General features: G+C 60.6%; 10 protein-coding genes. 4 read left to right on the top strand and 6 right to left on the bottom strand.

Features of this window, described 5'->3' with window-relative positions:
* Positions 1-135 precede the first annotated feature (135 nt).
* The 5 genes from hflC to rpiA form a co-directional block, all read right to left on the bottom strand.
* Complete coding sequence (gene hflC / locus PhaeoP97_RS11055) at positions 136-1,026, bottom strand: protease modulator HflC (RefSeq protein ID WP_072505091.1); 891 nt, start codon at positions 1,024-1,026, stop codon at positions 136-138.
* Complete coding sequence (gene hflK / locus PhaeoP97_RS11060; RefSeq protein WP_072505092.1) at positions 1,026-2,186, bottom strand: FtsH protease activity modulator HflK; 1,161 nt, start codon at positions 2,184-2,186, stop codon at positions 1,026-1,028. Before hflK ends, hflC begins: the two co-directional genes overlap by 1 nt.
* Before the next feature lie 69 nt (positions 2,187-2,255).
* The gene (gor, locus tag PhaeoP97_RS11065) at positions 2,256-3,611 is read right to left on the bottom strand and encodes a glutathione-disulfide reductase (RefSeq protein WP_072505093.1); all 1,356 of its coding nucleotides are present in this window, start codon (positions 3,609-3,611) and stop codon (positions 2,256-2,258) included.
* A 151-nt stretch (positions 3,612-3,762) separates the two neighbouring features.
* Positions 3,763-4,275: a P-loop nucleotide/nucleoside kinase family protein gene (locus PhaeoP97_RS11070; RefSeq protein ID WP_083570370.1), complete on the bottom strand. Its 513-nt coding sequence runs from the start codon at positions 4,273-4,275 to the stop codon at positions 3,763-3,765.
* Between the two features lie 37 nt (positions 4,276-4,312).
* On the bottom strand, positions 4,313-5,101 hold the full coding sequence (gene rpiA, locus PhaeoP97_RS11075) for a ribose-5-phosphate isomerase RpiA (protein WP_072505095.1): 789 nt from the start codon (positions 5,099-5,101) through the stop codon (positions 4,313-4,315).
* Positions 5,102-5,347: 246 nt separating this feature from the next.
* Here rpiA and PhaeoP97_RS11080 point away from each other — a divergent pair, with 246 nt between their 5' ends.
* The 3 genes from PhaeoP97_RS11080 to PhaeoP97_RS11090 all read left to right on the top strand — a co-directional run bounded on the left by PhaeoP97_RS11080 (position 5,348) and on the right by PhaeoP97_RS11090 (position 8,523).
* On the top strand, positions 5,348-6,082 hold the full coding sequence (locus PhaeoP97_RS11080) for a glutathione S-transferase family protein (protein ID WP_072505096.1): 735 nt from the start codon (positions 5,348-5,350) through the stop codon (positions 6,080-6,082).
* Complete coding sequence (locus tag PhaeoP97_RS11085; protein WP_072505097.1) at positions 6,082-7,455, top strand: L-serine ammonia-lyase; 1,374 nt, start codon at positions 6,082-6,084, stop codon at positions 7,453-7,455. Before PhaeoP97_RS11080 ends, PhaeoP97_RS11085 begins: the two co-directional genes overlap by 1 nt.
* A 105-nt stretch (positions 7,456-7,560) precedes the next feature.
* On the top strand, positions 7,561-8,523 hold the full coding sequence (locus PhaeoP97_RS11090; RefSeq protein WP_072505098.1) for a DMT family transporter: 963 nt from the start codon (positions 7,561-7,563) through the stop codon (positions 8,521-8,523).
* 33 nt (positions 8,524-8,556) lie between these two features.
* Here the strand turns inward: PhaeoP97_RS11090 and PhaeoP97_RS11095 are convergent, their stop codons facing one another.
* Entirely contained in the window at positions 8,557-9,216 is a 660-nt protein-coding gene (locus PhaeoP97_RS11095; protein WP_072505099.1) for a thiamine diphosphokinase, read from the bottom strand.
* 139 nt (positions 9,217-9,355) lie between these two features.
* Between PhaeoP97_RS11095 and PhaeoP97_RS11100 the strand changes: the two genes are divergently transcribed.
* Entirely contained in the window at positions 9,356-11,644 is a 2,289-nt protein-coding gene (locus tag PhaeoP97_RS11100; RefSeq protein ID WP_072506441.1) for a chemotaxis protein CheA, read from the top strand.
* Positions 11,645-11,695: the final 51 nt, after the last annotated feature.

The raw sequence follows: 11,695 nt of genomic DNA on the forward strand, positions 1-11,695 counted from the left end.
TTGCACGTATTCAATTCGAAGTGAAACCCGGTGAGCGGCCGCTTAGGAACACGTCGACAAGAAAGGGGCCGGCACAATGGCCAGCCCCCCGTCTGTTTTTACTCAGACACACACGCAGAAGATCTGCGGCGAGGATCATTGCTGCGCAGCCGCCGCCGGTTTGCCGTTCGAGGATTTCAGGTAGTTGAAAAACTCATTGTCGGGCGACAGAACCATTGTGGAGTTGCCAGCCTTCAACGCAGTCGCATAAGCATTCAGCGAGCGGTAAAATTCAAAGAACTCCGGGTCCGCGCCATAAGCTTCGGCAAAGATCGCGTTGCGTTCCGCATCCGATTCACCACGGATGATCTCTGCTTCACGCTGCGCTTCGGACACCAGCTCGACCACAGTCCGGTCAGCTTGCGCCCGGATCCGCTGGGCCGCCTCATTACCACGGGCACGCTCGTCGGTGGCTTCACGCACACGTTCAGCCCGCATCCGCTGGAAGGTTGCATCAAGGTTTTCCGTCGGCAGGTCGGTCCGCTTCAGGCGCACGTCAATAACCGTGATGCCCAGTGCTAGGGCATCTGCAATGGCGCCATTGCGGATCCGCAACATCAGCGCGGCCCGGTCCGACGACAGGATGTCATTGGAGCTGACGGAGCCGAGAATCTCACGCGTTTGCGCGCGCAGAATCGAGTCAAGACGATTTTCCGCCGTTGCGATACCGCCTGCACCAACAGCCTGACGGAACCGGTTCACATCCGTGATCCGGTAGCGGGCAAAGGCGTCGACCACCAGACGGCGATCGTCCGACGGGGTGATTTCCAGCGGGTCAATATCACGGCTCAGGATACGGTCATCATACCGGACAACTTCCTGAATCAGCGGAATTTTGAACGCCAGACCCGGATCTTCCTTAACGGAAACAACCCGACCGAACTGCAGAACCAGCGCTTTTTCGCGCTCATCAACGATGAACACTGATGACAGTGCCGTAATGGCGACGATCACCAGCGCGGGCAGCAAAAGAGTTGTCTTACGCATCAGTTGCTTCCTCCACGGCGCAGTTCATTCAGCGGCAGGTATGGTACCACGCCCTGACCTTCGCCCGATTGCTCATCGAGGATGATCTTGTCAACGCGGCCAAGCACCTCTTCCATTGTCTCCAGATAGAGACGTTTGCGGGTCACTTCTGGGGCCTTTTGGTATTCTGTCAGAACCGCGCTGAAACGGCTGGCTTCACCCTGGGCTCCGTTCACGACACGTGCGCGATACCCTTCGGCTTTTTCCAGCAATTCAGCCGCCTGGCCACGGGCCTCAGCCAAGGCATTGTTGGCATAGGCGTCGGCTTCGTTCTGGCGGCGGTCACGTTCTTGCTCAGCGGCCTGAACATCACGGAAAGCCGCGATCACCGATGCCGGCGGATCCGCCTTGTCAAAGTTCACACGGATGATGTTGATACCGCTGTCATAATCATCCAGCGTGAACTGGATCAGATCCTGCAACCGCGAGGCAATGGCACCGCGATCCCGGTTCAGGATCGGCGCCAGTTCGGATTGGGCAATAATTTCGCGCATAGCCGATTCCGACACCGCACGAATGGTGGTCCGCGCATCACGAAGGTTGAACAGGAACTGCGCCGGATCATTGATGTTCCACACAACCTGAAAGTCGATATCGACAATATTCTCGTCACCCGTCAGCATCAGACCAGCGTCTGAACTCAGACCGCCACCAACACCGATGTCTTCAGTCTGTTCACGGGTCACCGGCAGGATTTCCTTGGTCACCAAGGGCCAAGGCGCAAAGTTGAGGCCCGGCTGCCCGGTGGAGGAATATTCGCCCAGGAACAGCTCGACCGACTGTTCTTCCGGCTTTACTGTGTAAAAGCTGGCAAAAGCCCAGAAGCCGACCGCAACCAACGCGGCCAGACCAACAGTGCCCTTAGTCAGCTGTGGACCGCCACCGCCGCCCCCAGAACCACCACGGCCACCGCCACCAGTGCCACCACCGCGACCGCCCATCAGCACCCGCAGCTGTTCCTGGCCTTTTTTCACCAGTTCGTCGATCTCAGGGATCTGACCATCATCCGGGCGACGTCCGCCCCCCCGGTTGTCATCACCGCCCTGGTTGTTGTTGCCTCTGTCGCCTGAGCCGCCAGAAGAGCCACCGCCCCCCCAGGGGCCACCATTATTGCCCGCCATATGTGTCCAATCCCTATCCTGCCGCCCATCGCGGCTTGTTGTTGCTACCTGTGGTTTCTTGCTGAAAAATCAAGCCGTCCGCACAGGTGTCTTCATCGTGACCAGCTCTTCCGACATGGTCGGATGCACCGCCACGGTGCGATCAAAGTCTTCTTTTGTTGCGCCCATTTTTACAGCGATACCCGCAAGCTGGATCATTTCGCCCGCACCAGGGGCGACAATATGACATCCCAGAACCTTGCGCGTCGCCTTGGAGACGATCAGCTTCATCAACACCCGCTGTGCGCGCCCCGCAAAAGCCTGCTGCATCGGCTTGAAGGAGGTCGCATAGACCTCGATCTCTTCCTGCTCCGCCGCGGCTTCTTCGCTGAGACCTACAGTGCCCATCTCAGGCTGGGTAAAGATCGCAGTCGGGATCAGTTCATGATCGGGGCTGGTCGGGTTGCCCGCAAACACCGTCTCGACAAAGGCCATCCCTTCGCGAATGGCAACCGGCGTCAGGTTCACCCGGTTGGTCACATCCCCCACCGCATAGACCGACGGCACGCCGGTCTGGCTGTACTGATCCACTACAATGGCCCCAGCGCGGTCGCGCTCAATGCCCAGTTCCTCAAGGCCGAGGCCATCGGCATTGGGGCTGCGACCGGTGGCGAACATCACCTGATCGAACAGGTTTTCATCCCCATTGGTGGCCTTCACCCAGATCTTGTCGCCCTCTTTACGCATCTCCAGCACATTGGTGCCCAGATGTAGATCCACACCGGATTGGCACATCTCCTCAGAGATCAGCCCACGCGCCTCATCGTCGAAACCGCGCAGGATCTGCGCACCGCGATAATACTGCGTGGTCTTGACCCCCAACCCGTTCATGATGCCGGCAAATTCACAGGCGATATAGCCGCCGCCGACAATCAGCATGGTCTCGGGCAGTTTTTCCAGATGGAAGATCTCATTGGAGGTGATGGCCAGTTCCGAGCCGGGAAACTCCGGCGTCACCGGCCAGCCGCCGGTTGCGATCAGGATATGTTTCGCGGTCTTGCGGGTGCCATCGGCCAGTTCAACCGTATGGGCATCCGCCAGTTTGGCACGCTGATCAAAGGTCTCAACCGAATTGTTCTCCAGAATGCCGCGATAGATACCTTCCAGCCGGTCCAGCTCGGCGTGCAGCTTGGTCTTGAAGCGGTCCCAGTCAAAGCTGCCGGGCGACAGATCCCAGCCATAGGCCTGCGCGTCCTCAACCATACCTGCGTATTCGCTGGCAAACACCATGAGCTTTTTCGGCACGCAGCCCCGGATCACGCAGGTGCCGCCATAGCGGTCTTCCTCCGCCAGCGCCACCTTGACGCCGCGCTGTGCTGCCACCCGCGCCGCACGCACCCCACCGGAACCGCCGCCGATGACAAAGAGATCGTAATCAAAGCTCATGTTAGTCGCCCTTCTCATATCTTGCGCGAGGTATCACATAGCGCAGAGGTAATTGCCAGTCTCGCAGGTGGGGGTGCGGTGGCCGGTTTATAATGCCAAGCGTGGTTTAGTCGCGAAACCGTGAAGGGCGCGTGAAGAAGCAAGGGCGGGATCACTCTGCTGCCCCATGTACCACGAGCGTGAACCCTTCCTGTTCAGTAGGATAGGTAAAATGCTTGCTGAACGCGTGAAACTGCGCTTCGGTTGCCGCAAAGGGATGCACGCCCCCGGCGTTGCGCAGGCGGAGCCGCGCCAGACATAGATCATCTGGCACATCCAAGACATGCAGCTGATGCGCTGCGCCGGTCTGGTCAATCAAACTGCGCATCCACACACGGGTTTCGACAGTATTCGCGGGAAAGTCCAGGACAACCGAAACTCCGGCCTGCAAAAGCGATGCAACATGCGGCGCCATGATCCCGCGCAGCTTTGCCGCGCAGCGTACGTAATCCTGAGGCGACGACATCTGATCGGCAAACAAAGCATGCAGCCAGTCATCCTCGACCAGCTGGATTGTCCCTTGATCCGCAGCCAACCGCGCGGCCAGCGTGGATTTCCCGGCGGCAATTTTCCCGCACAGCATGTGCAAGGTCGGTGTCGAAGACGTGGGTTGGAATGGAGACATGGGCACCTCAAGCAAGGCTAAGGCGGGCTAGCCCACCTCAATCATTCAGATCCGTGAACAGGTTTTCGGTCTCGACAAAATCCAGCTGGTCGGTTTCCACCGTGCCCTCATTGATGTCGCGCACCTCAACCTTGCCATCGCCATAGCCCACCACAACGGTGTCACAGATGTCGATGAACAGCCCGTTCTCTACCACACCGGGGATCTGGTTCAGCACCAGCGCCATCTGCCGGACATTGCCGATGCGGTTGAGATGCAGATCCAGAATGTGGTTGCCTTCATCGGTCACCAGTGCTGCATCGCCGTTCATCCGCAGCGTGGTCTTGCGGCCCATGACCTCCATCGCCACCAAAGTCTCCTCCAGCAGCGCCTGCGTGGTCTGCCAGCCAAAGGGGATCACCTCTACCGGCAGCGGGAAGGCCCCCAGGCTCTCGACCTCCTTGGCCTTGTCGGCAATCACCACCATCCGGTCCGAGGCTGTGGCAACAATTTTCTCCTGCAACAGCGCCCCACCGCCGCCCTTGATCAGATTCAGGTCGCGGTCAAATTCATCCGCACCATCAATGGTCAGATCCAGCCATTTCGCCTCATCCAGCGTTTGAATTTCAATCCCCACCTCGCGGGCCAACTCTGCCGTGCGGCTAGACGTCGGCACGCCTTTGATGCGCAGCCCGTCGTTTTGCACCATCTCGCCCAGGCAGCGCACCAGCCAGGCAGCGGTGGATCCGGTCCCCAACCCTACCCGCATGCCATCTTCGACCATGTCTGCGGCGCGTTTGGCGGCAACAAATTTAGCCCTGTCGATGGGTGACAATTCCCCTGCCATGGTGGTGACTCCCTGCTCATGTTCAGTATGGTATAAGCCTATTCATCCGCCGGCGCGAGGGGCAGACCTCATCTGCTGGGGGGATTTTACGGCCTGGTCTTATCATTGCCGTTACTTGCGTTTCACCACCTCGGCAGGATCCACTGGGCGATGCGCTGCCACCGTTTGCGCAAACTGCGTGTTTCCTATTGGAAACGTCGGAAACGGGCGTTACCCATGCCCGTACAGCCCCTATATGCTAAGTCCATGACAGATCTTTATCGCCTGCACTACGCCCCAGACAACGCCTCGTTGGTGATCCGGCTCGCGTTGGAAGAGATGGGCCTACCCTATGAAACCGCGCTGGTGGATCGCCGCGCTGGTGCGCAGCATGGAGCCGCCTATCGTGCGCTCAATCCCGGCGGTTTGATTCCGGTGCTGGAAACGCCCGATGGTGCAATCTTTGAAACCGCCGCGATCCTGTTGTGGCTGGGCGACCGCCACCCGGACACAGGTCTGGTTTCTACGGTAACCTCCCCGCTGCGCGCCGCCTTTCTGAAATGGCTGTTCTTCGCCTCAAACACGCTGCACGCCGATCTGCGAATGCTGTTCTATCCGCGAAAATACATCGGTGACAATCTGACCCAGCAAGGCCAGCTCCAGGCCACCCTGCGCGACCGGCTCCAAACCCATCTGCACAGTCTGGAGACCGCAGCTGCGGATCAACCTGAACTGTTTATAGCGGCTGCAGACAGTCACGATACCAATCGACCAACCGCGCTGACGCTTTACCTAGCTTGTATGATGCGCTGGATGGCACTTTATCCCAGCAACAGCGATCGCAGCTGGTTCCGCCTCGCCGATACACCGCATCTGGCCCGCCTGCTGGCCCAGCTGGAGACCCGCGCCAGCACCAGCAGCGCCTGTCAGGCCGAAGGTCTGGGCACAACCCCGTTCACACAGCCACATCTCGCCTATCCGCCAGAAGGATCAGCCATCTAATGTTTCTCTCCGTCTTCGACATGTTCAAAGTGGGCATTGGCCCGTCCTCCTCGCACACCATGGGGCCGATGGTGGCCGCCGCAAAGTTCCTCGATATGATGCGCGCATCACCCTTCGAATTTCACGGTTTGCGCGCCTCGCTGCATGGCTCGCTCGCCTTTACCGGCGTTGGCCACGCCACTGACCGCGCCACCATTCTGGGCCTCGCAGGCTATGTGCCGGAAACCTATGACGACGCCAAAGCGCAGGTCACCCTTGCTGAGATCGAGGCCAGCGGCACTGTCAGCCCCGAGGGGCTGGGCACGCTGACCTTTGTGCCAAAAACCGATCTGGTATTCGACTACGATCACACGCTGGACGGTCACGCAAATGGCATGATTTTGATGGCAACCGATGCGCAGGGCGACGTCATTCTGCGGCAGGTCTATTACTCGATCGGTGGTGGTTTTGTCGTGACAGAGGAAGAGCTGGCTGCCGGCAAGGCAACCGACGAAGGCGACCCTGTGCCCTTCCCATTCAAATCTGCCAATGAAATGCTCGAAATGGCGAAATCCAGCGGTAAGAACATCGCGCAGATGAAACGCGCCAATGAAATCGCCCGCGGTTGCGAGGTTAGCCTCTCCAAAGGCACCGCCCGTATCTGGCAGGTGATGAACGACTGTATCAACCGCGGGCTGGAGCGTGACGGCATCCTGCCGGGTGGCCTGAATGTGCGCCGCCGGGCTAAGGGCATCCACGACGCTCTGCTTGCTGAGCGCGGCATGAACCTGAATGCGCCCCACACCATCAACGACTGGATGAGCGTTTATGCGATGGCGGTGAACGAAGAAAACGCTGCCGGTGGTCAGGTGGTAACCGCGCCAACCAATGGCGCTGCCGGCACTCTGCCCGCAGTGATTCGTTACTATCTCGACCATGTGCCGGGCGCATCGGAAAGCCACGTCGAGGATTTCCTGCTGACCGCGGCCGCCATCGCGGGTCTTGTGAAATACAACGCGTCAATTTCGGGTGCCGAGGCTGGTTGTCAGGCTGAAGTTGGATCAGCCGCCGCCATGTCCGCTGCGGGTCTCTGCGCGGTGATGGGCGGCACGCCTGAACAGGTGGAAAACGCCGCCGAAATCGCGCTGGAGCATCACCTCGGCATGACCTGCGATCCGGTCAAGGGCCTGGTGCAGGTCCCCTGCATCGAGCGCAACGGCCTGGCGGCGATCAAGGCCGTCTCCGCCGCATCACTGGCCCTGCGCGGCGATGGCCAGCATTTCGTGCCACTGGATGCCTGCATTGAAACCATGCGCCAGACTGGTGCTGATATGCACGACAAATACAAAGAAACCTCGCTCGGCGGTCTGGCAGTCAACGTGCCGAACTGCTGAGCACACGGCTCTTCTCTCTGGCGGGGCGTACGGCACACACGTCCCGCCAAATCCCAATCGCAACCCCTGCTTGCATCCCCCTGCCCCCGCGCCTAGCGTGGCGGCATGACACATGACCGCCCCTCTCTTGGTATCCTGCTCATGCTTGGATTCTGCATCGTCGCCCCCCTGGGTGATGCCGTGGCCAAGCTGTTGGGCGCACATATTCCCCTCGGACAGATGCTGTTTGTCCGCTTTGCCGCGCAGGTTCTGCTGCTGGCACCGCTCATCTGGGCCACCGGGCGGCTATGGCGGATGCAGGGACGGGTGCTCTGGCTGACCTTCCTGCGCACATTGCTGCATATTGCTGGTATCGGTGCGATGTTCACCGGACTCAAATATCTGCCGCTGGCGGATGCGGTGGCGATTGCCTTTGTCATGCCCTTCATCATGCTGCTGTTGGGCAAATATGTCCTTAAGGAAGAGGTCGGTCTGGTGCGGCTGTTGGCCTGTATCGTCGGCTTTGGCGGCACGCTTCTGGTCATTCAGCCCAGCTTTGCGGCCGTCGGCCTGCACGCGCTCTGGCCGCTGATGGTGGCAGTGGTCTTTGCGCTGTTCATGTTGGTCACCCGCCAAATCGCCAAGGACACCGACCCGGTTGGCCTGCAGGCGGTCTCTGGCACCATGGCCTGTGTGATGCTGGCACCGGTGCTGCTGCTTGGTCAGATCGTCGATATCCCGGCGCTTTCACTGGTGACACCGACGCCGGATCAATGGGCGTTGCTTGTTGCGATTGGCAGTCTTGGCACTGCAGCCCATCTGTTGATGACCTGGAGCCTGCGCTACGCCCCCGCCGCCACGCTGGCCTCAATGCAGTACCTGGAAATCCCGGTGGCCGCGCTTATTGGTTGGTGGATCTTTGCGGATCTGCCAAATGGCATTGCCGCGATTGGCATCGTGATCACCATGACGGCTGGCCTGTTTGTGATCCTGCGTGAACGGCAGATCCAATCCCGCAAGGCAGCCCAGGATCGGGCCAGCCTGTTGACCGAAGAGCCGCCTTTGGCACCGGAACAGGCCCCGGTCTAACGCTTCCGGTCTAACAGCCGCGTCGGCTCAGCGTTACGCCATCAAGGCCGCAACAACCATCCCCAACCGCGCGCGCGGCAGAAGAACCAGCATCCCCGGCCCGTCAGCGCGCAGCCGCACCGGCCCTGTCGCACGGTTTGACGTCCCGATCCGCGCCATCGGATCCAGATGCAGGCCTTTAATGGGCCATTCCAACCCCTCTGACCAGCCGGTCACGGGCTGCATCGGAAACAGCGACACCAGCTCGCCCGCGTCCAGCGACAGTCCAACCTCGCCGCGCAGATGAAACACTACCTCTTGTGGCCCTAGCAGCACACAGGGGCTGGGATGGGGTTGAACCAAAGTGTTGAACGCGGCCAGCTGATGATCCAGCCGCCCACCCAAAAAGCCAACGCCCAACACCACCGGCGCCGCTATCATCCGCAGCGCCTTGTCAAAATCCGTGGTCGTTTGTTCGGTCACGTGATGCAACACATTGGGCGGCAATTCGGCCTGCACATCCGGCGCCAGACTGTCCAGATCCCCAATGACCGCAACTGGGCTATGCCCGCCCTCCAGCGCCACCCGCGCGCCACCATCCGCCGCCACCAATGTGGGCGCCAATGCCAGCGACATCTCCAGATCGCCGGGATCAATCGCCCCTGCGCCAACCAATGTCACCGGCTTAAGTCGTTCAACAATCAGTTCTTTCATGCCAAGATTACTCGCAGAAAAGGAAACAGACCACAATCTGAACACAAAATGATACGATCAATGGCACGGATTCGGGCGGAATTTGACCCCCTACGCCATCAGTGTGCATGGCAATGACTTTGGCGAGGACACCTATCCGATGGTACAAAATAACAAGGTTCTGACGGTCTCATACGGGACTTTTTCCTGCACATTGGAAGGGTTCGACGATTCATTTGGCACGATGAAGGCGATTGCAGAGTATTTCCGTGATCTGGCTTCGGATGACCGGTATTTCGGGGCCGAACCACCGCAGCCCGACGCAGAGATGCTGGCCCGCATCGCCCAGCGCGAAGTCGCCCGCCAAGTCGAGGCCCGCACTAGCGCCGATGGTATCCACCTGCGGGCGGCCACCTTGTCAGCGCCAGATTCGACGCCAGAGACCGTGCAGCCACGGCAACCAACCCCCGGCACACCGGAGCGCCACCGCGCAACAGGCGCGTTGTCCTCGCCCGAAGCCGCCGCCCCGGTGTCCGCCGCAGAACCGACAGAAACTGTGGCACCTGCCGCCGAACCCGCGCAGTCCCCCGCCCCCAAACCGCTGGCCCAGGTTGCACTGCAGCCGATCCGCCAGTCCGCCCCCGCCGCGATCAAAGCTCCCAAACATTTTGTGGTGCCAGCACCGGGCACGGCACCCGACACCACCGAAACAACGACCCAGCCGATTGCCAAGCCGACAGAAACCACCCCCCCTGTTGCGGAGGTGGCAGCGCAGCGCGACGAGAAATCCGCAACAGCCGAGAGCATCGCCGCCAAGCTGCGCCGGATCCGCGCTGTTGTGGCTCAAACCCCAACCGATGAATTCAACGAAGATCAGCATGCCGAACAGGTGCGCGAAGACGCCGTAAAAGAGATCACCAACGCATTGTCTGCGGATCACGACGCGGTCGGGGTCGATCAGCAGGATCTTGACGAAGATCAGCGCGACAGTGATGAGGCGATTGCCGATGCATTGAACCGCCTCGACCTTGGCGGCAGTGCACCCGCCCCGGTTCCAAATGTTCCCGAAGGAGCTGTGGAGTTCTTTGCCGACAGTGCCGCGCCAAAGACCAAGGAAGACGCCCTCGACGACCAGCCTGATCAGGACGAAACAGCGGACCGGCTCACCGAGGTCGCCGCGGACGACGACAGTTCGCAACTCGCCCCCCAATCCGACGACGCACAATCTGATGATCCGGTACAGGACACCGCCGCAGCCCTACCAAAAGACGAGGATCCACAACCGCGCAAGCGTGGTCGGGTGCTGCGTGTCAAACGCCGCGAGTTTGATGCCGCCATGGCCAAAGGCAACCTGGAAGAAGTGAGTGACACTGCCCAGGGCGCGACAAAGGCCAGCACCACCGAAGAGGCAACTCCCCAGCAAGACGTCACAAAAGACAGCCCCCTCACCGAGACTGCTCCGCGTCAGCCCGCGGTCAAAAGCAGCCTGTCCCCCGATGACGAGGCAGAACTGCTGGCAGAGCTGGCCGCCGTCGAGGCCGATTTGCTCGGCACCGATCATTATGACGAGATGGCCGACGATTTCGACGATGACGACGACCTGCAGCTTGACGCCGAAACCGCGCCGGCAGCTGCCGCTCTCCACGCACCAGTCCAGACGCCCGCGCCGGCTTCCCAGGCCACCAAACCAATCAGCACCCCAGCCGAGGCTGCGGCCTCTGTCGCGCCGCAAGCCCGCGACAAACGCGGGGCCACCAGCACCGCAGACAGTGATATCGCCCGGTTGATGGCTGCCACCGACGAACGTTTGGATGATCCGGAAAATACCACCTCTCGCGAAACCTACAGCCAATTGCGCGCCGTCATGGCCGCAGCCTCGGCGGAACGTTCGGCCGGTGGCGCCTTGGAAAACAACGACGACGCACAGGTCTACCGCGATGATCTGGCCAGCGTCGTGCGCCCGCGCCGCCCCGAAGCCCGTGCGGCGTCGGCAGAAGGCGCGGATCAGCGCCCTGCCAAACCCGCTAGCCGCCCGGCGCCTCTGAAACTGGTGCAGGAACAGCGCATTGACGACGCCGATACCGGGTCCGCAACCCCGGTTCGCCCGCGCCGGGTCTCTGCCGCCATATTGGCCGAGGACACCCCCCGCGACGCCGACGGCGAGGGTGGTTTCACCGCCTATGTCGAAAAGACAGGGGCCGTCGAACTGTCGGAATTATTGGAAGCCGCCGCCGCATATATGAGTTTTGTGGAACGCCGCGATCATTTCTCGCGCCCGCAACTGATGAACAAGGTGCGCGGTGTCGACGGGGCCGAGTTCAACCGCGAAGACGGGCTGCGCAGCTTTGGCCAGCTGCTGCGCGAAGGCAAGATCGAGCGCGCCGACAACGGCCGCTTTACCGCCTCAGGTCAGATTGGTTTTCAGCCCGGCAATCGCGCCGCAGGCTAAGCTCAATCAAAATCGACAAAAAAAGGCGGCCCGGCGAGGCCGCCTTTTTTG

Source organism: Phaeobacter porticola, from assembly GCF_001888185.1.
GTDB classification, from domain to species: Bacteria; Pseudomonadota; Alphaproteobacteria; order Rhodobacterales; family Rhodobacteraceae; genus Phaeobacter; species Phaeobacter porticola.